1 protein-coding gene is annotated in these 745 nt (G+C 51.0%); it reads left to right on the forward strand.

Translation table 11 applies throughout. The features are described 5' to 3' along the window. A partial coding sequence (gene gspL / locus R8O11_RS27235) for a type II secretion system protein GspL (protein WP_318194879.1) occupies positions 1-745 on the forward strand: 745 nt, incomplete at both ends.

Consider the following 745-nt stretch of genomic DNA (forward strand, 5'->3'; position numbering starts at 1 on the left):
TTCGGCTGAGTAGCGAACAACAAAGTACCATTCCTTGGGTGGTGTGGTCGACAGAACAACAGGAAGTGATTGCCAGCGGTGAACTTGCCGGATGGGAACACTTGGATGAGTTGGTATCGTATGCCGGCCAGCGCCAAGTCATCGCTTTACTAGCGAGTAATGATGTGGTGTTAACTCAGGTGGACATTCCGCCTGGTGCCACACGTCAGTTCGACAGCATGTTGCCTTATTTGATTGAAGATGAAGTCGCGCAAGATGTGGATAGCTTGCACTTCACCGTATTGGGTAAGCAAGCGGATAAAGCACAAGTGTGTGCGGTCGAGCGCGCATGGGTACAAACCGTGCTACAGCGTTTTGCTAGCCAAGGGTTGACCATCAAACGCATCTTGCCAGATGTATTGGCATTGCCTGTCAGTGATGACAACAGCAGTGCGGCACTGATTGGTGAGCAATGGCTAATTCGTCACTCAGAGACGGAAGGCGCGGTGGTGGATTCGGCGTGGCTGGACCTTTATCTCTCTTCTTACCTGCAAAATCATGAAGGTTGGCAACTCGAATGCTACAGTTCCGTGCCAGAATCGACTGTTGAGAGTGTATGGGTTCCTAAGCCAGAAGAAATGACGATGGCGTTGCTCGCAAAAGGCGTCGCGAGTAGTAAAACGAACCTGTTAACTGGCGAGTTTAAGCCGAAGTCTTCTTGGGGTAAGTACTGGAAAGTTTGGCAAAAGGCGGCTATCGCTGCGGG

The organism is Vibrio sp. 1288, assembly GCF_033344475.1.